General features: G+C 43.9%; 22 protein-coding genes. 13 read left to right on the forward strand and 9 right to left on the reverse strand.

Annotated elements, in window-relative coordinates:
- From mlaE to KHS79_RS05670, 3 genes are all read right to left on the reverse strand, one after another.
- A complete protein-coding gene (gene mlaE, locus KHS79_RS05660) occupies nt 1–816 on the reverse strand; it encodes a lipid asymmetry maintenance ABC transporter permease subunit MlaE (RefSeq protein ID WP_094786318.1) in 816 nt (271 codons plus the stop codon).
- A complete protein-coding gene (locus KHS79_RS05665; RefSeq protein WP_027707882.1) occupies nt 813–1,628 on the reverse strand; it encodes an ATP-binding cassette domain-containing protein in 816 nt (271 codons plus the stop codon). Before KHS79_RS05665 ends, mlaE begins: the two co-directional genes overlap by 4 nt.
- Nucleotides 1,629–2,392: 764 nt before the next feature.
- Nucleotides 2,393–4,054: a M20/M25/M40 family metallo-hydrolase gene (locus KHS79_RS05670; RefSeq protein ID WP_094786317.1), complete on the reverse strand. Its 1,662-nt coding sequence runs from the start codon at nt 4,052–4,054 to the stop codon at nt 2,393–2,395.
- Nucleotides 4,055–4,719: 665 nt separating this feature from the next.
- Here KHS79_RS05670 and KHS79_RS05675 point away from each other — a divergent pair.
- The 12 genes from KHS79_RS05675 to mgtE all read left to right on the forward strand — a co-directional run bounded on the left by KHS79_RS05675 (nt 4,720) and on the right by mgtE (nt 14,752).
- Complete coding sequence (locus KHS79_RS05675; RefSeq protein WP_325167577.1) at nt 4,720–5,697, forward strand: calcium/sodium antiporter; 978 nt, start codon at nt 4,720–4,722, stop codon at nt 5,695–5,697.
- A 119-nt stretch (nt 5,698–5,816) separates the two neighbouring features.
- Nucleotides 5,817–6,791, forward strand: a complete 975-nt coding sequence (locus KHS79_RS05680; RefSeq protein ID WP_027707879.1) for a KpsF/GutQ family sugar-phosphate isomerase — start codon at nt 5,817–5,819, stop codon at nt 6,789–6,791.
- Entirely contained in the window at nt 6,788–7,321 is a 534-nt protein-coding gene (locus KHS79_RS05685; protein ID WP_094786316.1) for a KdsC family phosphatase, read from the forward strand. The genes KHS79_RS05680 and KHS79_RS05685 overlap by 4 nt, the downstream gene beginning before the upstream one ends.
- Nucleotides 7,322–7,369: 48 nt before the next feature.
- On the forward strand, nt 7,370–7,951 hold the full coding sequence (gene lptC / locus KHS79_RS05690; protein ID WP_051311212.1) for an LPS export ABC transporter periplasmic protein LptC: 582 nt from the start codon (nt 7,370–7,372) through the stop codon (nt 7,949–7,951).
- The gene (lptA, locus tag KHS79_RS05695; protein ID WP_212717423.1) at nt 7,935–8,450 is read left to right on the forward strand and encodes a lipopolysaccharide transport periplasmic protein LptA; all 516 of its coding nucleotides are present in this window, start codon (nt 7,935–7,937) and stop codon (nt 8,448–8,450) included. The genes lptC and lptA overlap by 17 nt, the downstream gene beginning before the upstream one ends.
- Nucleotides 8,451–8,454: 4 nt before the next feature.
- On the forward strand, nt 8,455–9,180 hold the full coding sequence (gene lptB / locus KHS79_RS05700; protein ID WP_027707876.1) for an LPS export ABC transporter ATP-binding protein: 726 nt from the start codon (nt 8,455–8,457) through the stop codon (nt 9,178–9,180).
- A 189-nt stretch (nt 9,181–9,369) separates the two neighbouring features.
- Entirely contained in the window at nt 9,370–10,923 is a 1,554-nt protein-coding gene (locus tag KHS79_RS05705; protein WP_212717425.1) for an RNA polymerase factor sigma-54, read from the forward strand.
- Nucleotides 10,924–11,046: 123 nt separating this feature from the next.
- Nucleotides 11,047–11,355 carry a ribosome hibernation-promoting factor, HPF/YfiA family gene (gene hpf / locus KHS79_RS05710; RefSeq protein WP_027707874.1) on the forward strand — a complete coding sequence of 103 codons (309 nt, stop codon included), beginning with the start codon at nt 11,047–11,049 and terminating at the stop codon, nt 11,353–11,355.
- Entirely contained in the window at nt 11,324–11,845 is a 522-nt protein-coding gene (ptsN, locus tag KHS79_RS05715) for a PTS IIA-like nitrogen regulatory protein PtsN (RefSeq protein ID WP_230400382.1), read from the forward strand. The genes hpf and ptsN overlap by 32 nt, the downstream gene beginning before the upstream one ends.
- Nucleotides 11,846–12,027: 182 nt before the next feature.
- Nucleotides 12,028–12,876: an RNase adapter RapZ gene (gene rapZ, locus KHS79_RS05720; RefSeq protein WP_027707872.1), complete on the forward strand. Its 849-nt coding sequence runs from the start codon at nt 12,028–12,030 to the stop codon at nt 12,874–12,876.
- 27 nt (nt 12,877–12,903) lie between these two features.
- The gene (locus KHS79_RS05725; protein WP_027707871.1) at nt 12,904–13,173 is read left to right on the forward strand and encodes an HPr family phosphocarrier protein; all 270 of its coding nucleotides are present in this window, start codon (nt 12,904–12,906) and stop codon (nt 13,171–13,173) included.
- A gap of 223 nt (nt 13,174–13,396) precedes the next feature.
- Nucleotides 13,397–14,752 carry a magnesium transporter gene (mgtE, locus tag KHS79_RS05730; protein ID WP_027707870.1) on the forward strand — a complete coding sequence of 452 codons (1,356 nt, stop codon included), beginning with the start codon at nt 13,397–13,399 and terminating at the stop codon, nt 14,750–14,752.
- Nucleotides 14,753–14,804: 52 nt separating this feature from the next.
- On the opposite strand, the gene pmbA is transcribed toward mgtE, so the two are convergent.
- Nucleotides 14,805–16,163 (reverse strand): metalloprotease PmbA, encoded by a 1,359-nt coding sequence (pmbA, locus tag KHS79_RS05735; protein WP_212717427.1) that lies wholly within the window; start codon nt 16,161–16,163, stop codon nt 14,805–14,807.
- Between the two features lie 154 nt (nt 16,164–16,317).
- Here pmbA and yjgA point away from each other — a divergent pair, with 154 nt between their 5' ends.
- Nucleotides 16,318–16,851, forward strand: a complete 534-nt coding sequence (yjgA, locus tag KHS79_RS05740) for a ribosome biogenesis factor YjgA (RefSeq protein WP_233468248.1) — start codon at nt 16,318–16,320, stop codon at nt 16,849–16,851.
- A gap of 42 nt (nt 16,852–16,893) precedes the next feature.
- On the opposite strand, the gene tldD is transcribed toward yjgA, so the two are convergent.
- From tldD to KHS79_RS05765, 5 genes are all read right to left on the reverse strand, one after another.
- The gene (gene tldD, locus KHS79_RS05745) at nt 16,894–18,336 is read right to left on the reverse strand and encodes a metalloprotease TldD (RefSeq protein WP_212717429.1); all 1,443 of its coding nucleotides are present in this window, start codon (nt 18,334–18,336) and stop codon (nt 16,894–16,896) included.
- Nucleotides 18,337–18,350: 14 nt separating this feature from the next.
- A complete protein-coding gene (locus tag KHS79_RS05750) occupies nt 18,351–19,193 on the reverse strand; it encodes a carbon-nitrogen hydrolase family protein (protein ID WP_212717432.1) in 843 nt (280 codons plus the stop codon).
- Nucleotides 19,190–23,164 carry a YhdP family protein gene (locus tag KHS79_RS05755; protein WP_212717434.1) on the reverse strand — a complete coding sequence of 1,325 codons (3,975 nt, stop codon included), beginning with the start codon at nt 23,162–23,164 and terminating at the stop codon, nt 19,190–19,192. The genes KHS79_RS05750 and KHS79_RS05755 overlap by 4 nt, the downstream gene beginning before the upstream one ends.
- Before the next feature lie 75 nt (nt 23,165–23,239).
- A complete protein-coding gene (rng, locus tag KHS79_RS05760) occupies nt 23,240–24,730 on the reverse strand; it encodes a ribonuclease G (protein ID WP_027707864.1) in 1,491 nt (496 codons plus the stop codon).
- Nucleotides 24,723–25,358 carry a Maf family protein gene (locus tag KHS79_RS05765; RefSeq protein WP_212717436.1) on the reverse strand — a complete coding sequence of 212 codons (636 nt, stop codon included), beginning with the start codon at nt 25,356–25,358 and terminating at the stop codon, nt 24,723–24,725. Before KHS79_RS05765 ends, rng begins: the two co-directional genes overlap by 8 nt.
- Nucleotides 25,359–25,587 lie beyond the last annotated feature (229 nt).

Consider the following 25,587-nt stretch of genomic DNA (forward strand, 5'->3'; position numbering starts at 1 on the left):
TTACAGTTCTCCGAACATCACTGCCGTTAAAATAAAGTCCAAACCCAGTACAGCTAATGACGAGTAAACAACCGTTCTTGTTGTTGCTCGACTTATACCTTCTGAAGTGGGCAAAGTATCGTAGCCTTGGAAAACGGCGATCCAGGTTACGACAAAACCAAAGACAAGACTTTTAATCACACCATTACAGACGTCATCCGCAAAGTTAACGGACTGTTGCATGTTTGACCAAAACGACCCCTCATAGATGCCAAGCCAGTCAACACTGACCATAGCCCCTCCATAAATGCCAATCACACTGAAAATTGCAGCGAGTAAAGGCATTGAAATAAAACCTGCCCAGAAGCGTGGTGCAACTATTCTTTTTAGTGGATCAACACCAATCATTTCCATACTGGACAGTTGCTCTGTTGCTTTCATCAAGCCAATTTCTGCTGTAAGCGCAGAGCCTGCCCGCCCTGCATAAAGCAGTGCTGTCACAACGGGACCTAACTCTCGTAATAGCGTTAACGCGACCATCTGGCCAACAGCCTCTTCAGAGCCATAGGTAACAAGTATGTTATATCCTTGAAGGCCCAGCACCATTCCAATAAAAAGTCCTGATACTGAAATGATGACCAGCGATAAAACACCTATTGAGTACAGTTGTTGTACTAATAATTGATAGCGCGAGCCAAAACCTGAACGACCAAAGATTGCGAGCAGTAAAAAGACACCTGAGCGGCCTATTGACTCAACCCGCATAATACCAGATTGCCCAAGACGACGAAGAAAAGTAATGAAGCTGGTTATTAAATCGAGTCGTTGCTGCTTCATAACAGTTCCCCCATCAGCAAATCTTGACGATAGTCTTGTGCGGGATAATGATAAGGCACTGGACCATCAGGTAGTCCCTTCATAAACTGTCTTATTCTATCGTCCGTAGAGTTCATTAGTTCACCAGGTGTTCCATGTCCTAACACACTGGCATCACCTACTACATAAATATAATCAGCAATACTGGCAGCCTCATGAACATCATGAGAGACCACAATACTGGTCAAGTTTAAAGCATCATTCAGTAAGCGAATCAGTTGAACCAATACCCCCATGGCAATGGGATCCTGCCCAACAAAAGGCTCATCATACATAATCATCATCGGGTCCAGAGCAATGGCTCTAGCTAAAGCCACCCGGCGTGCCATCCCTCCAGAGAGTTCACTTGGCATTAAGTCTCTTGCACCACGAAGGCCAACCGCATGCAACTTCATGAGTACAACATCACGAATCATAGCTTCAGGAAGCTGAGTATGAACACGTAATGGAAAAGCAACATTTTCGTACACGCTCAAGTCAGTAAAAAGAGCACCACTTTGAAATAACATGCCCATTTTTCGTCTGACTTTAAATAAATCACTACGCCCTAAAGAGGGAATACTATGCCCATCCACAATAATATCGCCAGCATCAGGCCTAAGCTGGGCACCAATTAGGCGTAACAGTGTGGTTTTACCTGTCCCACTTGGCCCCATAATAGCTGTCACTTTTCCTCTGGGAATGTGAATTGTGACATTGTCATAAATAGCACGACCTGAACGCCTAAACGTTAAGCCGTTAATTTCGACAACATTATCAGAGGCAAACGCCATAACTTATTAACCTTTGTTAAACACAAAACAACATTAACTGTGAGTCAGGTTGGACCAAATAAATACCACACTCATTTTATTTGATTACGTAAGCTTTATTTGAAAATAGTGCACAATTTATACAACCACCTACTATTTAACTACAAAGAGAGGTAACCATCTCTCCCTTTTTTACAGCAGGGAAATGGATCCATAGTTAGGTAGAAGTACTTAGTACTGACTGACAGTATGAGTAATTTGTTACTAGGGCGCGCATTTTAGCACTATTTATGAGGGAAACAAAAAGCAGCTTTTTTATACACCAAACAACAAGTGAATGTACTCACAAAAACTCTGAGCATCTAAAACACTCGTCTATTTTTCACCCATCGACACTACGCACAGTCATATAAGCACAATCATATTTTTTATGTAATTGCATCTTGTAAAATGACCGTATCGATATTGTCTCATTCCAATGAGTACTTTTTTACCACACAACTAACCTAAAAAAACAGCATGTTTAACAATAACGAAACACTTTCAGCCTATTTTCATAAACAACATGTTGTGCGACAAACATCAATACCAATATAAATAGAATGGCTATTTTTTACATTTACACATGCGTAATGTAAAAAAACATTACACAGCGTAAACAGTCAACAACAAAAATGATAACTAAGCCTATGTAAGGCGGTAGCAATATCACTTGAAAACAGCTTTAACCTCACCCCTCCTACGTTGAAATAAAAAGGAGGGGTGAGGTTGTCATTTATGAAATCTTAGTTACTCCACTGCCACTGCTGGTAGTCATTGGATAGATCATGCCAAACACCTATCCAGTCACCATACTTCTCACCAAAGTGGGTTAAGTAAAATTTTGTGTGCTCAGCGTTTTGCAATTTGCCGCCAACCAATGCCCAACGCTGGGTATTATCTGTCGTTTTACAGGCATTCAATTGAGCCATGTTGGCACCTGTAAACCAAGACTTCATAACCAAACATTGTTTTTCATCGGCTTTTGGATGAATACGGCCAGCGCCGTCCATTTTCCATTTTTGGTTTGCTGAATTATTACACTTGCTTGCTGTTATCCGATTTCCACTTTGCTTATTGACTCCCAAGCAGAAGCCCTTGCCATTTTTTAAAGTCCTATAGGAACCATCGTCCGGCGTGGTCGGATCTGGCGTATCAGGGTTACCTCCAGCACTTTTTGCCAATTCAACAGCAAAAGCCGTTGCTAGCTTGGCAAACTTAATAGCATGCAAGCCATTCCCCCCAGCACTTTCCAGCGTATCTCTTGTGGTATGAATATTATTGTTCGACTCACGCATCTGAGCTTCAAATGGCATAACAGCCGGATATCCATTGCGGTGCCAAGAAGCATGATCCGAGCAGGCATATCCACAACGTCCATAGCCCACACTGATTTCTGGCAGATAGGTCTCGGCCAGCTTAGCCGTAAACTGAGTCAGCTCATTTGATGTATTGTCTTGCATAAAGACAACATCAGCACGTGAACCATTAAAGAGCGTCATATCTAGCTGCATAACCCCAATAACATTGGTATTACCTTGTTTATGACGTGTAGCAATATCTCCTGAGCCTCTTAAACCTACCTCCTCAGCAGCATACCCCATAAATTTTATAGTTCGCTTAGGATTAAAATCACTGGCAAAAAGCACGCGCATTGTTTCAGTGATTGATGCAATCCCTGAAGCATTGTCATCAGCCCCAGGGGCTTTTGCTCGGACTTTATCACCACTGCCTTGATTAATTGAATCAAGGTGCCCGCCAACAACAACAACCTCATCAGGTGACTCACTGCCTTTCCAGGTCAACACCACTGAAGGCTGTTTCCACTGACTGTGTTTAACCAGCTCAACTGATACTTTCTCACGACCTTTGGCTAACTGCTCCCAGTGACTTTTAATCCAGCTGGCTGCCTCAACACCCGTGTCACTTTGATAGTACCGATTATTAAACCGCGTTAAATTATTAATGGTTTCTTTTAAGGATGACTCCTGCACAGAAGGAATAAGCGCAGTAACAACTTCACCTTGATCAATTGTATAATCAGGTTTTACAAAGCTATTAAGGGGGGTATTTTCATTCTGCTTTACTAGTGACAGCGCTTGTTGAAAATCATCATGAACAATAAAGCCTCCACAACGCTTCATCCGCAAGTGGATAAATTGGCTTAATGCATCAATTTTCTTCTCTGAAACTTTGGCGACAGTCGAACTACTACTTGAAAACGCTTCATCTGTTGCCACTGATGACAGATCAACATCCTCTAAAAGGAAAGGCATTTCTGCTCGTATTTTTTCTCGCGTCTCTTTATCGATGGTGATCCAAAAACCATCATCCGCCCAACCAGGAATACTGATGGTAGCTAACAGTGCACTGCTGAGAAACACACGACTTAATGGTAGAAGCTTCACGGCTAAACCCTCGTGATAGAACTAGTTCATAACAACGAATAATTTCGGCTTGTAGTGACTGTACGTAAGGCGCTTAGCTGTGCTGCTGCCCTAATATGCCCTTTGCCAAGGGTTACAGCAGATGAATACTTAAAGTTGAAAGTTTTTTATTTATAAGTGTTTTGCAAATAGAAATACCACCTGTGAAAATATCATTACCATCAACATCAAAATACTTCACAAAGAAGGTATAATTAAACCCATTTCAAAGCCTTTTTAGTAGGGCTAATCTGACCTGTTAAGACTAGCGATAGTAACCACAGTTGCTTTAAAGACAAAAAACCTAAAAAAATGATTTGTGATGGGTATAGCAAACACCTGTCGTACAGAACTAAGCCAAGCTTATCAGTTAATGAAGAGGGGGCTGCGGGGAGTAAGTCGCAAATTATTACCACTTACTTACTAAAACGCTGATCTGTATAACATATCCCACCAGAGTAATGATTTTCATCATCGTATTATTGTGAAAGTATAAATAGTGCAAACTACCAGCAAGCTTTACGGCTTAGTATCATTACACCCCCGCAACAAAGCATATATTTATTCTTTTTTCTTTACTTGCATTTCATTTACAGACTTCCTTTAATAGCGCCCCAACTACATGAGAATATAAACGAGTTGAATTTATGTCTCTGCTATTAGCTTTTATCGCCGTTTTGGTTGGTTTTGCCATACTCATCTGGAGTGCAGATATGTTTGTTGATGGTGCAGCCGCTTCTGCACGAAATCTAGGCATGTCAACCATGATGATTGGTTTAACCATTGTTGCGTTTGGTACATCAGCCCCTGAGATTTTAGTCTCAATCATGGCAGCAACAGATGGACACTCAGGCTTGGCTGCGGGGAATGCACTAGGCTCCAACATTGCCAACATTGGCTTAGTGTTAGGTATTACTGCACTGGTAGCACCGCTTCCCATAAAATCTTCACTATTACGCAAAGAAGTCCCTCTATTACTAGCAGTAACTTTGCTTGCTGGTATTTGTCTATTTGACTCAGGCTTAACCTTGCTGGATGGCACCATACTGCTATGTGGACTAGGAGCAACACTTTACTTCTTTTACCGCTGGCAGCGCAGCTCTTCAAAAGGTACAGACCCTCTAATTACTGAGGAAGAAGAAGCCATCCCAGAAATTTCTCAAAAAAAAGCTACGGTACTTTTTATTTGTGGACTGGCCCTACTCCTCTTCAGTTCACGAATTTTAGTATGGGGTGCCACAGAAGTTGCACAATGGCTAGGTGTCAGTGAACTTATTATTGGGCTAACAGTTGTTGCAATTGGCACCAGCTTGCCAGAACTTGCCGCCTCCATTGCCAGCGCCAAGAAAAACCATCATGACATTGCAATTGGTAATGTGGTTGGCTCGAATCTCTTTAATTTACTGGCCGTATTACCCATGCCTGCACTGATACATCCAGACCACTTCAGTAGCCTGGTTTTCCAACGAGATTACTTGACCATGTTGTTACTGACGGGGTTACTGGTTGGTATGATTTTCTGGGGTAAAATCCGTCAGTCTTCACTAAGCCGTGTTAATGGCTCCTGTCTGGTTGCATGTTATGTGGGATACTGCGTTGTTCTCTACTTAACTCACAGTCTTTAGTCTGTCATAATTCGCGCCAGCTAATTCTAATGAGCATTATTAGTGATTACTGCCCACAACACATATTAAATAAGCAGCCCTGTTATGCGCCTTTGATTCACTCTTTAGATAGGTAAATTATGACCAAGGCAGATCAGCTTATAGCATCAGGTAAACGCACCTTTGACATTGAGATTGAGGCACTGCAGCAATTGGCAGCTTCAGTGAATGCTGACTTTGTTGCAGCCTGTGAGCTTATTCTTGCCTGTAAAGGCCGAGTGGTTGTCGTAGGAATGGGTAAGTCAGGGCATATTGGTAACAAGATTGCCGCAACGCTTGCCAGCACTGGCACACCAGCTTTTTTTGTGCACCCTGGAGAAGCCAGTCATGGCGATATGGGCATGATTACTTCAAATGATATTGTTATTGCTCTGTCTAACTCAGGCAACACTGCAGAAGTGGTTACCCTACTGCCACTTTTAAAACGACTCGGTACCTCTTTAATCAGCATGACTGGAAACCCTCAGTCAACCCTTGCCAAAGCTGCCGATGTGAGCCTTGATGTATCAATTAAAAGAGAAGCCTGTCCTCTGGACTTAGCACCAACAGCAAGTACCACAGCCGCATTAGTAATGGGTGATGCATTAGCAATAGCCTTACTTGAAACCAAGGGATTCACAGCAGAAGACTTTGCCTTCTCGCATCCTGGCGGTAGCCTAGGTCGAAGACTCCTGTTAAAAGTCGCAGATATTATGCATCAAGATGATCGCTTGCCTGCTGTTCGCTCAGGTACTTCGCTAAGAGATGCCTTACTGGAAATGACTCAACAAGGCTTGGGGATGACCGCTATTGTAGATGCTGATGGTTTACTGCAAGGAGTATTTACTGATGGTGACTTACGCCGAGCACTTGACCAGAGTGTTGATATTCAGCAAGCCACCATTGACAGTGTAATGACAGCAAAGTGCAAAGTCGCTCAAGCAGATATGCTCGCAGCACAAGCGCTCAACATTATGGAAAAGCACAAAATTAATGGTTTGATTGTGGTCGATGACAACCATAAAGCCATCGGTGCACTTAATATGCATGACCTTTTACGCGCAGGTGTAGTATGAACTTACAGCATTTAGCCACAAAAGCCGCTGCGGTTCGTTTGCTGGTATGTGACGTTGATGGGGTACTGACTGATGGTCGACTTTACTTTACAGAAGACGGCCAGGAATTTAAGACATTTCATACTCTGGATGGTTTAGGCTTCAAACTTTTGCAGCAAACTGGGGTCAAAATCGCTATTATCACTGGCCGAAAATCCAAAGTTGTCAGCCAGCGTATGGCTGCACTTGGTGTCGATATTGTTTATCAGGGGCGTGAAGACAAGCTGGTCGTTTTAAAAGAAATCCTTGAACAGCTTGAACTCACACCTGCACAAGTGGCCTATTTAGGAGACGACTTACCCGACCTCCCTGCAATCCGTTATGTTGGTCTGGGCCTAGCCGTTGCTAATGCAAATCCAACGGTAAAACACTATGCAGCTGGTGTCACCCAACAGCTTGGTGGACTTGGAGCTGCTAGAGAAGTATGCGAGTTTATAATGGCAAGCCAAGGTACGCTTGATGCCCAGCTAGCTCCTTACTTATGTTGTTAACATGACGCAACTGTCTTTGACTTCTTAACGCTATGAGCTTTGTTCACCATGGGCTTAAAACGTATTACTACACTGACATTATTACTCATACTGGGGTATGGCTTGTTTACTTTTTTAAACCAGCCAGATGCATTTAACTTAACCGCACCTAAAAGTGATAAAAAAGAAAATACTGCAGTTTCTCCAGATGTTTTTATGGAGTCTCCTGTTATTACCCAATATACAACAAAAGGTGAGCAAGACTACGTTGTTGTTGCTGAGAAAGTAAGTCACTTTCCTCATAATGATATTTCACTGATTGATCAGCCTGATATTTTGATTACGCGAAAACAAAGTAGCGACTGGCATACGACCTCACGGCAAGGAAGGATACTTCCTGGTGGAGATGTGATGGAACTCTGGGATAATGTCGTAATTAGGGAACAGAAAACAACTGGAAATCCTGGCATGATTATAACCACAGAGTTTCTGACTGTTTACGCAGAACAAAATCAAGCGAAAACCAAACGTCCAGTAACCATTAAAACTGACAACTCAGTTGTAAACGCGGTCGGCATGAATGCATATTTAGATGAGGAGCGTGTGGAGTTGCTATCCAATGTTAGGGGAACATATGAAGTGCAGGATTAACCTTTTCACACTAGGACTACTTTTTAGCCTTATAAGCCAGCAAACAGCCTGGGCTTTACCTGCTGATAGAGAAAAACCAATTCACGCAAAGTCTGATAGTGCTAATGCCGAAAAAGATGGTGTGCGTATACTGACGGGAAATGTTGTCATTACTCAAGGCACCATAAAAATTACTGGTCACAAAGTCACCATTTATACCGACAAACAGGGAAATATCAACAAAGTGATTGCTCTGGGTAGCCCAGCACACTATGAAGAAAAGCCTGAACCTAACAAAGAACTGATTCGCGCCTATGGCAAGCAAATCAACTATATGATTCCTCAAGAAAAAGTTGAAATTATTGTTAATGCTAAATTATTTCAGGAAGGCAATAAGTTCACAGGCAAGCGTATTGACTATAACATGAAAACCCAAACTGTGAATGCTAAAGGCGACTCTTCAAAAGCTGGCGGCAAGCAACGTGTTGAGATGATCCTGCAACCTACAAAGACGAAGTAACTCTATGCCCGTTCTACAAGCCACAAACCTGGCCAAAAGCTATAAAGGTCGTCAAGTTGTCAAAGAAGTCTCACTCCATATCGAAAGTGGTCAAATTGTTGGTCTACTTGGTCCAAATGGTGCGGGAAAAACAACCACTTTTTATATGATTGTTGGCTTGGTTCGATCAGATCATGGTCAAGTGCAAATAGATGAACACAATATTACACATCTACCCATGCATGGCAGGGCACGTGCAGGAATTGGTTATTTACCACAAGAAGCGTCTATCTTCCGCAAGCTGACCGTCAGCGAAAATATAATGGGTATTTTGGAAACCCGTAAAGACTTAAATCGTCAACAACGAGAAGAAAAACTTAACCATCTGCTTGAAGAGTTTAATGTCACTCACCTCAGAAATAGTATGGGTATGAGCTTATCAGGTGGTGAGCGTCGACGAGTTGAAATTGCTCGTGCACTGGCGACTGAACCCTCTTTCATTCTACTGGATGAACCTTTTGCTGGGGTTGACCCCATCTCAGTAAATGATATAAAAATGATAGTCACTCACTTAAAAGAAAGAGGCATAGGTGTACTGATTACGGATCACAATGTTCGAGAAACACTTGATATTTGTGAGTTAGCCTACATAGTAAGTGAAGGACAAATAATCGCTCAAGGTACAGCGAGTGATGTAATGGCCAACCAAAAAGTCAAGGATGTTTATCTTGGACATCAATTCAAAATCTAAGACAAGTAGCCTGGTCGCGCATATAATGTGTTAATGTATGAGATGCGGCCACTCATCATTATCACTCACTGTTTACTGAATAATTAATGTGGCAGCATTATTTCACCACAACGACAGGTAATGTTAGTGGCATACTAATAGATAAACTTTAGCATTTGCTTTGTTGCAGTGTAGGTAAATCAACTAACTATGAAGCCATCCCTAGTTTTAAAAATGGGCCAACAGCTGACAATGACCCCCCAGCTGCAACAGGCCATTAAACTACTTCAGTTGTCTACGCTTGACTTGCAACAAGAAATTCAGCAAGCCCTAGACTCAAACCCTTTGCTAGAACTTATTGAAGATACCTCTGATACTGGCTCAAATAGCGAGTCCAGTGACTCTTCTGATGAACATCAGAATGAGCTTACTCAACAAGCTTCCTCAAACTCCAGTAGTGACGACAACAGCACTGATACAGCCAACACCTCTTCCCAAGATCAAGAAAACGAAAGCAGTGATTCACTCTATGAAGACCAATGGGCTGAGCAAATCCCTTCTGAACTATCGGTAGATACTGCCTGGGAGGATGTGTATGACTCATTACCTCCTTCGACTGGAAACTCATCGTCCGGCTCCGATGAAGACTTTGACTATACCGCCAGAAACAGTACAGCAGAAACTATTCAGTCGCACTTACATTGGCAGCTTAACCTTACCCCCTTAAGTGATAACGACCGACTTATTGCAATAGCAATCATTGATGCTGTGGATGAAAGCGGCTATTTAACCTGTAGCCTTGAGGATATTCATGAAAGCTTTGATCCAGAGTTAGAAATTGACCTGGACGAAGTGGTTGTTGTACACCGATTATTAAAGCAGTTTGACCCGGTTGGTGTTGCCGCGCGTGATTTAAAAGAGTGCCTGTTAACTCAGTTGACGCAACTCAGTGCAGACACACCTTTTCTGGAAGAAGCAAAGCTAATTACCCAAAAGTATCTCCATTTATTAGGCAATCACGACTACAATCAACTTATGCGAAAAGCAAAGTTGAAAGAAGAGCAGTTAAAGCAAGCGATTTTGCTAATACAAAGTTTAAATCCACGGCCTGGCTCTGTTATTCAAGACGAGAACTCTGAATATATTGTTCCCGACGTTATTGTCCAAAAAAGAAGTGATCGTTGGACTGTAGAGCTAAATACGGATGCCACTCCCCGTCTTCGCATCAATGCCAGCTACGCTTCATTAGTCAAACGTGCAGATAGTAGCTCTGATAATACTTACATTAAAAATCACCTTCAGGAAGCCCGCTGGTTCATTAAAAGCTTGCAGAGCCGTAATGAAACATTAATGCGTGTAGCCAGCTGTATTGTTGAGCATCAAAAAGGCTTTTTAGAGTATGGTGAAGAAGCCATGAAGCCTTTAGTGCTTCATGACATTGCTGAAGCGGTTGGTATGCATGAGTCAACCATTTCAAGAGTAACTACTCAAAAATATATGCACACCCCTCGTGGTATATTCGAACTGAAGTATTTTTTCTCCAGCCATGTTAGTACATCATCGGGTGGAGAGTGCTCATCAACAGCAATCCGAGCCATCATAAAAAAATTGATTGCGGCGGAAAATGCACGAAAACCTTTATCAGATAGTAAAATAGCCAAGCTTCTGGAAGAACAAGGAATAAAAGTGGCAAGACGAACTATCGCCAAGTACCGAGAATCACTTTCTATTCCACCTTCTAACGAGCGAAAACGGTTGGTGTAAAAAAGCGTTATAGGGTGACAAACACCCCAGTTAGCCCCTTTTCAAGGAGGGGAGTGTGGAGTCAGTAGTAGTACACAGTTTCTACTGATAGACTGTAAATCGGATCACCTAGGAGATCGATGCATGCAAATAAACATTAGTGGTCACCACGTTGATATTACCGATCCGCTGCGCCAATATGTCATCAATAAATTTGAGCGTTTGGAGCGGCACTTTGATAACATTACCAATGTGCAAGTCACTTTAAGTGTCGAAAAACTTCGACAAAAAGCTGAGACCACTTTACATACACGAGGTGCAGATATTCGCGCTGAAGCGGAATCTGAGGACATGTATGCAGCGATTGACATGCTTGTCGATCGGTTGGATCGTCAACTTCTAAAACACAAAGAGAAAAACCTTGACCGTTTACAGGGCGCAGGAGCCCGTTAAACTGGCGATTGCTGGAGACTGTAAAAACGCAATGAAACTCGAACAGATTCTTGCCCCGGAGTGCACCGCTTGTGATGTTGAGGGTGGCAGCAAAAAAAGAACGTTAGAGCAAATTGCAGATATCCTGGCCGGATTCCGGCCAGGCATAGGTGCTAGCGAACTTTTTGATAGTCTTATTACCCGAGAGCGATTGGGCAGCACTGGATTTGGCAAAGGTATTGCCCTGCCCCACTGCCGATTAACTAACTGTGATAAACCCATGGCAGCCTTACTAAAACTGCGTGAACCTATTGAGTTTGATGCTATGGATAATCACCCTGTTGACCTAATTTTTGCACTTGTAGTCCCTGAAGAAGCCACCTCAGAGCATTTGGCGATTTTGCAACTTGTTGCCGAACGATTTGAAAATGCCAGCTTCAGAAACCGGTTACGTAATGCTCAAAGCAACCATGAGCTTTTTGAGCTTGCTATTGCTCCTCTTCCCAATTAACAAGCCACACACAACCAACTTATTTTAGCGTTTCGTCTTTATTTACACTAAATGACGGACTTCATTGTAGCTTGGCTACAACAAGAAGCTGTCATTTTGGTGTACACTATACTTGCTGTGTAATAATAATATGGCGCAATTAACTAAAGCCGACTCACTACCAGGGTACAGATTAAAGTCGTATGAAACTTGTTATCATTAGCGGTCGATCAGGTTCAGGCAAAAGTACGGGACTACATGTTCTTGAAGATCAAGGCTTTTTCTGTATTGATAATTTACCCCTGGTTTTACTTCCCGATTTAGCGAAAGAGCTGCAAAAGGCGTATTTAGACCGAGTAGCTGTAAGTATTGATGCTCGAAATATACGACAAGAGCTATCACGCTTTCCGGAAATAATTAACCGAATTAAGCAGCAGCAAGTTGATGCAGAAGTTATTTATCTTGATGCTGATGATGAAGAGCTATTAAAGCGATTCAGTGAGACTCGGCGAAAACATCCCTTAAGCAGCCATAACTGTTCATTGGCTGAAGCACTTAAAGCTGAACAACAGGTTTTAGACCCTATCTCTAACCTGGCTGATCTCACAATGGATACTACCGGACTTACCCTGCATGATTTACGGGATATATTTAATAAACGTGTAGCCAGTAAACAGGACAATAGTATTGCCCTTTTATTTGAGTCCTTTGGCTTTAAAAAAGGTGCCCCTAATGATGCAGACTATATTTTTGATGTACGCTGCTTACCCAATCCTTATTGGGTGAATCATTTACGACAGTACACGGGTAAAGATCAACCCATTAAAGAGTTTTTAATGGCTGAACCTCAAGTTGAAGTGATGTTTGAGGATATTTATAAGTTTATTGAGAAATGGTTACCTAGCTTTGAAGCCTGCAATCGAAGTTACCTTACTGTTGCCATAGGCTGCACCGGCGGGCATCACCGCTCGGTCTATTTAGCTGAACGGCTTGCATCTTCTTTTCAAGCTAAGTACCGTAACGTCCAAGTTAGACATCGAGAACTTCCTTAATTAAACGTTAAGACTTCAGCCGTCACCATGATAGAAGAGCAACTCATCATCATAAATAAGCTAGGGCTTCATGCCCGTGCTGCTGCAAAGTTTGTAACAACGGCTGCAGCCTTTGGCAGCACAATTCGTGTTGGTAAAGCAGGCAAAATGGTAGACGGCAAAAGCATTATGTCTGTAATGATGCTAGCAGCCAGCCAAGGTACAACACTTGATGTCCTTATTGAAGGCAAAGATGAAGAGCAGGCATTTATTGCACTTAAGGCATTGGTTGATAACTATTTTGAAGAAGGCGAGTAGTTACCACCAAGTCAGCCTCTGCTTTTGCCTCTTGCCAATCTTAACAAACTACTAAGACTACCCAAAAACAAGCAAAAACACACTTAACGGTGCCTATTCCAACCTCTACATACTCTGATTTAGCAAAACAAATCAAGAAGATACTTTGGCCTATAGCAAATTTTCGTTAGAATTTGCGCTCTTATGCTTCCTGTAACTTCTGTACTGCCCAACAGGGGGGGTTATGGCTCAACAACAAAGCAGCATTTCCGATACCCAAATCCAGGTCTTAAATGAGGCACTGGAACAAGGGGTATCCCCCCAAGTATCAATGATGCTGAACAGCCTAACCTCAGCGGACATTGCTCATCTACTGGAATCCTCCCCCCCCAAAGTAAGAACGCTTATTTGGCAGCTGTTGGATAAAGAGCTTGCTGCAGAAGTGCTTCAAGAGCTTGGTGATGATCTGCGCCAATTTTATCTGGAGCAGATGAATGTAGATGAGGTGGCAGCCCTCACTGAAAATATTGATACCGATGATCTGGCAGATATGCTGCAACTGCTGCCAGATACTATTACCCGACAAGTGTTGGCATCCATGGATGCCCAAGACCGTCATCGTGTAGAGCAGGTTTTATCTTATCCAGAAGATACTGCTGGCGGCTTGATGAATACGGATATGATTACTGTCCGTCCCAGTAATACACTGGATGTTGTATTTCGCTATTTACGCCGCCATCCTGAACTACCAGAAATGACCGATGCTTTACTGGTCGTTAATCGTCGTGATGAATTTATTGGTGTATTGCCCATCAGCAAGATGCTGACAACTCACCCCTCCATCAGTGTACGAGAAGTCATGCAGACCGATATCCAGGCTATTCCCGCCAGCATGTCAGCCAACCAAGTAGCGCTGTTATTTGAGCGCCAAGACTTAGTTTCAGCCCCGGTAATAGATGAAGAAGGCAAGCTGGTGGGCCGTATCACCGTTGATGATGTGGTTGATGTCATTCGTGAAGAAGGTGAGCACTCATTGATGAGTATGGCAGGCCTGGATGAAGATGCCGATACCTTTGCTCCGGTGATGAAAACAGCCCGCAGCCGAGCAATCTGGTTAGGGATTAACTTATTAACAGCGTTTATAGCCTCAGCGGTTATTGGCATGTTTCAGGACACCATTGACAAAGTCGTTGCCCTGGCAGTGCTTATGCCGATTGTCGCCAGCATGGGAGGTATTGCAGGAAGCCAAACACTCACTCTGGTCATTCGTGCGATGGCGCTTGGCCAAATTGGTCAATCCAATGTGCGCTGGCTATTATCACGGGAGTGTATTGTTGGCTTCCTGAATGGCTGCCTTTGGGCCATAGTCGTCTCCATAGCAGCAATGCTATGGTTTAAAGACCCCATCATTTCTCTTGTGATTGCACTAGCAATGGTCGCAAATTTATTAGTAGCAGCCATTGCTGGTGCTGCGCTTCCCCTATTGTTAAAAGCAATGCGTATTGATCCTGCATTAGCCGGAAGCGTAATACTAACCACAGTCACAGATGTTGTAGGCTTTGTTGCTTTTCTTGGATTAGCCTCATACTTTTTCGCATGAGGCTAGCATCAGAGGAACTTAATAATTAATGTAACTTAAAAGGTAATGATGACTAGTGTCCAGCCACTGTCATTTGCTCAACCAGCAACGAACCGGTTTTAACATTACTTCGCCAGTCAATATCATTGCCAATAGCAATTAAGTTTCTAAACATATCTTTTAAGTTACTAGCAATCGTAACCTCTGACACCGGAAACTGGATTTTGCCATTTTCAACCCAGAAGCCCGCAGCACCGCGAGAGTAGTCCCCTGTAACTGTATTAACACCATGCCCCATTAGCTCTGTAACTAACAGCCCTCGATCCATTTTTTTCAGCAAATCCTCAAAAGAGTGGTTATTGGGTTCAATGAAAAGGTTATGAACTCCACCCGCATTTGCTGTACTCTGCATTTTCAACTTACGGGCAGAATACGTACTTAAGATATAACTTTGCAGCACCCCATCTGCTACAAAATCTTTTGCATAAGTCGCTACCCCATCATTATCAAACGCTGCACTTCCTATGGCACCCTTTAAGTGTGGCTGCTCATGAATGCGTACATTATCAGGAAAAATCTGTTGACCAAGGCTATTTAACAAAAATGATGCTTCGCGATACTGACTAGAACCTGTTACAGCAGAAAGAAAATGCCCCAGTAAACTACTCGCCAGCTCCGCCGAAAAAAGCACAGGCACCTGACAGGTTTCCACTTTACGTGATCCCAAGCGGGCTGCTGTACGCTCAGCGGCTTTAATACCTACCTGCTCAGCAGCTTGCAGGTCATTGCTATTCCGGGCAATGGTATACCAATAGTCACGCTGCATTTCATTCTGCTGCTGGGCAATCATAACGCAGCTGATACTGTGGCGGCTGGATAAATAGCTACCCAAAAAGCCATTGGAGTTGCCATACAACCGGCAGCCCTGATGACTAGCAACCGTTGAGCCTTCTGAGTTACTGATAAGCTCACTTTGTTGAAAGGCTGCAGCTTCAGTCGTTTTGGCCAACTCCACGGCTTGCTCTGGATTGATACCCCAGGGATGATACAAGTCCAGATCAGGGACTTGCTGAGCCATTTGCTCAGGATCAGCCAACCCTGCACAGTTATCCTCTGATGTATATCGAGCAATATTCACTGCTGCAGCAACAGTATCCTCGATCGCTTGGGATGAGCTATCTGACGTACTGGCTGACCCTTTTCGCTGCCCGATATACGCTGTAATACCAAAGCCTCGATCACAGTTGAACTCTACCGTTTCAACCTCGCCCTTGCGGACACTGGCAGATAAGCCGGTATCCAAGCTAACACCGACTTCAGCTGCTGTGGCACCTTGTCGTTTCGCTTCAGCTAGAATTTGTTCAACCAGGCTTTCCAGCTGTTTTTGCTCGACCTTAGGATCGATTGAGTGAGAATGTTGTTGCACAGTCATAAATATATTTAAACTTGTTAGTGTTAAACAGGCTGAGTCAAGTGATCCAGGCTCGTGATTATACCCTTCGTATTGGGTATATGAATCAAGTAGTGTTAACTAAGATGATTCAGGCTACAATTGCGCCATACTGTAACAAAGATTCCTTAGCAGAATGATGACTGACGAAGCCTTACCTGAAGAATTTGACGACTATAAAAGTAAATCCCAGCTCAAGCGTGAAATGCATGCTTTGCTGGCGTTAGGCCAGCGCTTACTAGAGCTAAAACCAGATATTCTTAACCAGCTTCCACTAAACGACAGGTTACGCCAAGCCCTGGAAGAAGGTAAACGCATTAAAAGCTTCAATGCCCAAAAACGCCACCTGCAGTTTATTGGCAAGCTGATGCGTGACCAAGATACTGAAGCAATTATTGCAACATTAGACCGCCTTGACAGTACCAGCGAAGAATCTGCACGGCGCTTTCACTTGCTGGAACGCTGGCGTGACCGGTTAATTGACGAGTCTACTAGCCAGGAATCCCTGAATGAATTAATGGCGCAGTGCCCTGAAGTTGAAGTTCAACATGTAAGACAGCTGATCCGACAGGCTCACAAAGAAGCGGCAAACAATAAGCCGCCCAGTGCTAGCCGTAAACTCTTTCGTTACCTGCGGGAGCTGGACCTGCAGCAGAACTTTTTAGGTTAAAACCATAGTCCTGCGCTATAGGTATAACTCATAAACAGGGGCTTATGCCCCTGTGCCTCCCACAGTTATTTCTGCAATTTTTAGGGTTGGCTGCCCAACACCTACTGGTACTGACTGGCCTTCTTTACCACACACACCTATACCAGGATCAAGTGATAAATCATTACCTACCATCGTGATGTTGTTCATTACATCAGGGCCATTGCCAATTAAAGTAGCACCCCTCACTGGCCGTGTAATTTTTCCATTTTCGATTAAATAAGCTTCACTGGTCGAAAATACAAACTTGCCTGAGGTAATATCAACCTGCCCACCACCAAGCTGCGCGGCGTAAATACCTCTATCAACTGAAGCAATTATTTCTTCTGGGTCATGTTCACCCGGCAGCATATAAGTGTTAGTCATACGCGGCATAGGCAAGTGAGAGTAAGACTCCCGACGTCCATTACCCGTTGCTTTCATACCCATCAGACGAGCATTTTGCTTATCTTGCATGTAATTTTTCAGAATACCTTTTTCAATCAATACCGTACACTCGGTTGGCACCCCTTCATCATCCATATTCAGCGACCCTCGCCGCCCTGGTAATGTGCCATCATCAACCACTGTGCAGAGAGAAGACGTAACTTGCTCACCAATTCGACCGGAATATGCAGAGCTACCTTTACGGTTAAAATCCCCCTCCAAGCCATGGCCTACAGCCTCATGGAGTAATACACCAGACCAGCCAGGTCCAAGCACCACAGGCATAGCACCTGCTGGAGAAGGCTCTGCTTCAAGGTTGACCAGCGCCTGACGCACAGCTTCACGCACGTAATCTTGAGCACGATTTTCTTTGATAAATAGCTGGTAATCCGTGCGCCCTCCACCACCAGCAGATCCTCGCTCACGACGCCCATCCTGCTCTACAATCACAGAAATATTTAAACGCACCAATGGCCTTACATCACCTGCTAAAGTACCATCACTCGCAGCGACTAAGACTGTTTCATAGCCTCCCGCTAAACTAACCGTCACCTGTTTTACTCTTGGATCCAGTTGTCGTGCTTGCTGATCCATATCTTTTAGCAGTGTTACCTTATCCTGCTGTGTCATCACATTAAGAGGATTACTGGCAGGATACAGTGCTAACGGGCGTGAACGCTGCCAAGCCTGTACTGACTGAGTTTGCCCTCGTACTGCAATCGACCGAGCCGCTTCTGCTGCCTGATTTAATGCGGGAAGAATGATTTCATTGGAATAAGCAAAGCCAGTTTTCTCACCGCTCATGGCGCGCACACCTACGCCACGATCAACATTGAAGCTGCCCTCTTTAACGATGCCATCGTCTAAAACCCAAGACTCAAAACGCGAGTTTTGAAAATATAAGTCTGCTGCATCAATCTGATGACCCAACATGCCATCAATAATATTGGCAACATGATTTTCTGTGAGCTCAGCAGGCATCAACAGTTGTTCTTTTGCAGAGAGTAATAAATCAGTCATAAATAATAAGAAACCTATTTCTTGATCACAGCCAGTTCATAAGGACATCGATGCGATAATGAAGGCATCTGATCACGAATTTGTTTGACTTTTTGTAAATCAATATCAGCCAGAATAACGGCTTCACCTTTTGTGGTAGAAGCAATTGCTTGTCCCCAAGGATCGACAATCATTGAGTGACCATGAGTTTCACGCTTATCCCCATGCATACCTGTCTGATTGGCGGCAATGACATAACTAAAATTTTCAATCGCGCGAGCTTTTACTAATGTTTCCCAGTGCGCAGCACCTGTAACTGCCGTAAACGCAGACGGAATACAAAAAATATCGACGTGCTGCTCAGCCAGCTTCCTGAATATTTCTGGAAAACGTAAATCGTAGCAAATAACGGGTGCTACTCGACCAAACGGGGTATCAATAACGACAAGATGTTTACCTGGCAGGAACTCCTTTGACTCCCGATACGACCCTTTGCTGTCATCCACATTGACATCAAATAAGTGGATTTTATCATAACGCGCGACTTCGTCTCCCTGATCATTATAGACAAAACAGCTGGCCAAGCAGCGATCATCTGTTTGCCCTTCGGGAAAATAAGGAATAGAGCCTGCTACCAGCCAGATTTTATGAGTTCTTGCCTGCTCCGCTAAAAAAGATCGAATAGGCCCTTCATTAGTTTGCTCCCCCTGCCCTATGGCTAGCATATCAGATGCAGCAAACGCAGCGAAACACTCTGGCAACACCACCAAACGAGCACCGAGTCGAGCGACCTGACTAATTAAACGCTCAGTATGCGTTAAGTTCTCTGCGACATCCATACCAGAGTTCATTTGTACAGCAGCTACTTTATGTTTCATTTCTTCCCTTTATTCATCTTTTGTGTGTCAGCACTGAATATTTTATCAAATGACACTTTTGGATCGGTCAGTGTTCCCGTCAAACGATAGCGCGCACTGGCAAACTGTTGGACGGTATTACCGAGTAGCTTATCAAATAAATAAATGGCACCGCCTACTTGGGGAGCACCCATCAGTACTGCAATAATGGGTAAATTGTCCGTCACTGGTAGGGTAACTACCAGAAAAGCATCAACCTTATCCGTAATAAAATTAAGCACTCCATCCATTTGAAAATCGGCTGAGGGTCCCTCGATGGTTACGGGCTTATCAAATGTCAGAATCCCTCCATTAAAACGCCCATAAACTTTGAACTTATCGAAACTCACACCAGAGGAAAATAAGTCAGAAAAATCTAAGCGTAAACGTCGAGCAATTGAATTAAAATTAAGAATACCCAGCAGTTTCAATGCATTGGCAGAACGCTCAGTTTCCACAAAACGGCCATGCTCTATTTTACTATCCACTTTACCCGTGAGCGTTTTTAACGCAAAAGCCAATGGTGAGCCGGGCCAATTGACATCAATAGAAACTTTTGTTTTTTTACTGGTCAGTGTCGCTGCATACCCCCAGTTTTCGAGGACTTTGCCAATATCTTTAGCGCGCATCACACCTTTGTAAAACGAACGATGAAAACCTCGTTGGTAATTCCACGACAAGTCCCCTGTAATGGAAAGCCCCTGCATATCCCCGACGATATTTTGTACCTGAAGCCCTTTTGGATTTGGACGGATATTGGCGGATAATGAGCCAATCTTTCGCTTGTCCAGTGTTAAATCATGTATTCGAAGGTTCATAGCAGGAATAGACTGCGGCTGTATTGTCGTATCCTGATTGCTTTTGGATGAGCTTACTTTTTTGTCCGCAAGACTTCGTATCACCGCTTTATCAACCCAAATATCCATAGGTTGAGTTCGACTAAAAGGCATATTGACCTGCCCCTTTAAATCAGCACTATCCAGTAACACCCGCCAATGATCCCTCATCGTCAGCAGCGACACATTGATTTTGTTTAGCTGCTGTTCTGCTGCAATTAACTTATCTATCGCGAAGTTGCGAATAGTGACGGGTTTAATCGATGGCGTTCCCTGACTGTCAAAGCCAGCCCATAGCTTTTGCCACTGACTAACATCAAGCACAGGTAACCAGCCCGCCACTTGAATCCCTCTGGGTATAGGCGAAATCAACCCACTGCGGCCCACCAGCAGATTGGCTGAGACTAAACCCTGTTTACCCAGTAATAGTGCTGCGCTGAGTTGATTTTGAAGCATTCCCCTCAACAACAAAGGCTCTTGAAAAGCAATGCTCAACTGTAATGGGCGTTTCTCTCTGGAAGATTTAGCAAAAGGAATAGGCAGGTTTAAGCCAACCCCTTGCAAATCCGTTTCAATGGTTAATTGTGGAGCCTGCTTCTGGGATGCATACACTTTTAGTTCAGCTGTAACATCAGTTTTGCCTTGTACCACTTGCTGAACAGGCTTCGGTGCACCCAACCAACTCATTAATGACTGGCTTTGTATAGGGCCTTGCAGCTGAATAGTTTGCACGGTTTGTTGCTTTTCTTTTTTCACCGCTAGCTTTGCAGCCAATGGACTACCTAAAAACTCTCCCCTTAAATCCTTCGCAACCATGCCCTGCCCAGCTTCATAGCGCAACGCGCCATTAATATTGTCGAAGTGGATAGCCTGTTTAGGCAGTTTTATTTGGCCATTTTTTACACCAATATCGACCGCCCCCGTTGGCTGTGCCTTTTCCTCAAGTGGTATGCTTAAACCTAGATTGACATCATAGTCACCCGCAACAGACCATGGCACATCAACCTCAGCTAACGCTTCAGCTATAGGGCTTTCATGAAGAAGCTTATTTGCATCACTGCCCACCAACTGTGCATTACCAGTTAAATTCAGCACTAGCGGTTGGCTATCTTCCAACGCGGTAAAATCTGCAGTTACCTGCAAACCATCAATTTTACTATTGGTGTATATCCCCCCCTCTTCGACCTCAACATTCAAGTGATCACTACTGACATGCACCAATGCTTTCAAGCCGTTAGCCACTGGCCATGCGGGGTCATACTGCAAGGTTCCCTGGCTAATCTTAAAAAACAAACCAAAATTGCTGGCAGAATCTAAATCCTCAGGATCAAGAGATCCGTTATAAACAAATGCGCCTGACTCAATATCTGCCCGCTTAATACTTTGATCAAGCCAGTCGACCAGTTCTTCAGATATCCCACCTCGTGCTGGCAAATACTGACCAGTGTACTGGGCATCGCCATCTGTCACGCCAACCGTTAAAGCCATTTGTGCAGGTCTATCATCAAAGGGAAACTGGAGCCTAAACTGCCCTTTAAAATGACCATCATCCCCTGACAAGGCTACGTCATGGGTATAAAGCTCATACTGGTTATCAAAAATACGCCACTCTAAGCGCCCCGCCGCCTGATCGTAGTACCAGGTCCTACGAAACAGGTTTTCCATACCCAAACTAAAGCGTTTAGTGTCCAGCAAAATCACGCCCTGGGCGGGTGTGATCAATGTATAACCTGAAATACCTGAGCCAGAAGGGGCATTCTCCCATGCATCAACACCTACTTGATCTAAGCGTGCACTGGCAACAAAAGCGGATGTGTTAGCGGGTTGCCAGTCCAACCACACCTGTCGTAATTTCCCTACCGGATTTAGCGTACTCAACAACTGGTGTGCTTCTTTGGGCAGCCATTGGGTGGAAAGTGTTATATTCTTCAGCGCAGCCAAATCAATTTCGGAAAGTGCCAAAGTAATTTGTGGTGTCTTAGTCAGGGTTTGATTAGAGCGATTAACAGAGTCAGGCTGACTGCTTTGTGTTGTTGCGGTAAGCTGAGCAACATCTCTTTGTGTAGTAGGCGGTTTAAGTCGTGTAACTTCGGTTAGCTGGCTGTCTGCCGATATATATGGCAGCGTTAACAGCGGTTGATTATTTACCGCAAGTGCTAAATCTTTAGCACGCCACTGCCACTGTTGACTGGAAGACCACTGTAGCTGGCTATTGTTAATCTTGAAATGCTGGATGACAGGCAGTTGGTAGTCAGCCCAACGGCCCTTGACCTCAGTCAGATCAAGCTTACTATGTGCATTTAACTGTTGCCCATTCCACGTTATCCATAGCTTCCCATTAAGCTGTTCTACATTCATTTGAACAGACTCAGGAAGAAACATAGCAAACCAGGGCGTTAGATGAATACCCTCAACATCGAGCATGGCGGACAGTATAGTTTTTTGCCAGGTCTTCCCCCATTGACTTATTTTGGCTGCAATCGATATCTGTCCAGAAGGTTGATCTGCATGACTATCCCGAACAGAGCCAGTCACATGAATCCCCTGACGGGTATTTTCGAATGTCAGCTGAACGTCGCTCAGCGCTTGAGTTGTGCCTTGTAAAGGCTCAAATAAAACAGTGCTGTCCAGTAGATGCAGGCGATTTTGCTGTAAAATAAGCTTCGAAATCAGGCTAAAGTCACTTTCCCCAGTGCGAGTGTCCTGAAAGCCTCGCAAGCGCCACTGCTTGGCACTGTATTCCTGTAGCTGGACATTGGCACCGTTCACTTCCAGCTGCTCAAACACTAACGACCCCGCCAAAATGGAGCCTAACGTATCAAAGGATAGGATGATTTGCTTTGCAGACAGTGTATTTTGCTGGGGGGCTTGTGGGCTTTTAACCACAACATCAGTCGCAACCAATGCTGGATTAAACCCTTGCCAACTCCCCGCTAACTGCCCAATTGACACCTCAGCACTAAAGTACTCTGTCAGTGTCTGAGCCAATTCTTCACGGTAGTCTGATAAGTGTGGCAGAAGAAAACGCCCGAGGCTGACATAAAGTGCTACGAGCACAACCAAAGTGACTGCAAGCCACCAAACAATTCGAGAAAACCAACGGGTAATCCAAAGCATTTAGCTATCCAAAACACCAAGCCTATATCCCAAACGAAGGCTCATTAGGGAATATAAAATTACACGCAACTTGCTTTATACCAAGACAACGTCAAATTGTTCTTGGGTATACATAGGTTCAACCTGAATACGTATATTTTTTTCAATAAATTCTTCCAGGTCAGCGACATTACCAGAGTCTTCCTCCAGTAGGCGATCCACCACAGTTTGTGCCGCCAATACCAAGTAGGTATCGCTATCATAAGCCCTTGCTTCTCTAAGGATCTCCCGAAATATTTCATAACAAACGGTTTCTGGAGTTTTCAATGAACCGCGTCCCTGGCAAGTTGGACAAGGCTCGCACAGCACATTTTCCAGACTTTCACGTGTCCGTTTACGGGTCATTTCCACTAACCCTAACTCGGAAACCCCTGTAATATTGGTTTTCGCATGATCACGCTCAAGGTTTTTTTCCAGCATACGAAAGACTTGTCGTTTATGCTCCTCATCTTCCATATCAATAAAATCGATGATGATAATGCCACCAAGATTGCGCAAACGGAGCTGACGGGCTATTGCTGTGGCTGCTTCTAAATTCGTTTTAAAAATAGTCTCTTCCAGATTACGATGACCAACAAAAGCCCCTGTATTTACATCAATTGTCGTCATCGCTTCAGTCTGATCAAGAATCAGATGGCCGCCAGATTTAAGTGGAACCTTTCGGCTGAGCGCACGTTGTATTTCATCCTCAACACTGTATAAATCAAAAATGGGACGCTCGCCAGGATAGTATTCAACACGATCTTCAATTTGCGGGATTAATTTCTTAACAAATTTAAGTACCTTTAAGTAGGTTTCTTTAGAGTCAATACGAACCTTTTCAATGATAGGCTCAACCAGATCTCTTAAAGTACGCAAATAAAGAGGAAGATCTTCATAAACTGCAACAGGTGCTTTAATGGAAGCAATACTTTCTGAAATTGAATCCCACAAGCGGTGTAAGAAAAAAATATCATTTAGTATTTCCGCTTCACCAACACCTTCCGCCGCCGTTCTAAGAATAAAGCCGCCTTTATCTTGAAGCCCATGCTCCTCAAGGAGCGTTTCCACCATCACCTTTAACCGCTCACGCTCCTGCTGATCTTCAATACGTAACGAGATACCAACATGGTTGGTGTGAGGCATAAACACAAGATAACGAGCAGGAATAGAAATATGGGTTGTCAGTCGAGCACCTTTGGTTCCCAGAGGATCTTTGGTAACCTGAACCACTATGGATTGACCTTCATGGACTAAATAACTAATGTGAGGTTCAGTGTCATTGCTTGAGGAAGATTCAGTCTCCTTCGCATCATTATTTTTAGGAATAATCTCACTGGCGTGTATAAACGCAGCGCGCTCTAAGCCAATATCGACAAACGCTGCCTGCATCCCTGGCAATACCCTGACTACTTTGCCTTTATAAATATTACCAACAATACCACGACGTTGAGTGCGTTCGATGTACACCTCTTGCAGTACACCGTTTTCTACCACAGCCACCCGCGACTCCATGGGTGTGATATTCATCAGTATTTCTTCACTCATCTGCACGCTCTAGTTGTTTTCTCCAAGATGAAAGCCCTGTGGGTACACCCATTAACTGGAGTAACTCAGCCGTTTCAGCCAAGGGCAGTCCCATCACTCCAGAATAACTGCCCGCTAAATGTTGCACAAAAACTGCACCTAGCCCTTGTATAGCATAGGCACCAGCTTTATCTAAAGGTTCACCACTCTCTATGTAAGCTTGTACCTCTGCCTCTGTCAGCGCACGAAAAGTAACATTGCTGATGCTCAAGCGGGTTTCCAGCTGGTTGCTGGATTGCACGGCAACTGCCGTTATAACTTGATGCGTGCGATTGGCCAAACGCATCAGCATTACCTGCGCATCTGCTGTACTTTTGGGCTTCCCCATAATACAGCCATCGACAATGACACTGGTATCTGCCGCTAAAACACAAGGGCTATTCGCACTGTTAACTACGGCATTCGCCTTAGCCTGCAATGTGTGCCACCCAGCATCTGCTTTTTCCTTTGCCATCCTCAGCACATAGGCCTCTCCAACTTCACCAGCATAGGGAGATTCATCAATTGCAGCTGAAATAACCACATACTTAACACCAATCTGCTTTAACAGTTCCTGGCGTCTTGGCGACTGAGAAGCGAGGTAAATCATCAATGCCTCTTTGTGCTAGCACAAACAAAATCCACAAGGGACTACACGAGTGATATAAGATTAACCAATATAAAATAAGATCGCTCTAGCTAATTCATCGCATCTCACTAATTCAGCACATACCGTGGCAGTAAACAACTAACCCCGCTCAAAAAAGGGCCAATACTGAGGTAGTACGCTAATAGACTATAGATTTAACGCGAAAGTAGCGGAAAGAACAACTAGCAAT

It is taken from the genome of Zooshikella ganghwensis (genome assembly GCF_018263875.1).
Classification (GTDB): domain Bacteria; phylum Pseudomonadota; class Gammaproteobacteria; order Pseudomonadales; family Zooshikellaceae; genus Zooshikella; species Zooshikella ganghwensis.